At 64.3% G+C, this 272-nt stretch carries 1 protein-coding gene; it reads left to right on the top strand.

The annotated features are described in order from the left end of the window. Nucleotides 1-272, top strand: a 272-nt coding sequence (locus tag AC0608_RS13720) for a hypothetical protein (RefSeq protein ID WP_478289461.1), incomplete at both ends; no start/stop codon positions are given.

The following is a 272-nucleotide window of genomic DNA, read 5'->3' as shown; positions in this document are numbered from 1 at the left end:
AGTGAGTTGGGGCGGATTCCTGCCGGCGACGAGCGACAGTGTGGCGCGCTATCTGGTGGCGCATGCAGGCGTGCTGGCGGTCAATACGCTGAAGCTGCGCCTGTCGGCGTTGGCGCAGTGGCACACCAGCCAGGGTTTTCCCGATCCGACCAGGACGCCTGTGGTGCGCAAGGTGCTCAAGGGCATTCGGGCCGTGCACCCGGTTCAGGAGAAGCAGGCCGAGCCGTTGCAACTCATTCATTTGGAGCAGGTGGTGGCTTCTCTGCAGGCAG

This window comes from Flavobacterium sp. GNP008 (genome assembly GCF_056428965.1).
This window is presented reverse-complemented; position numbering and strand designations above follow the sequence as displayed.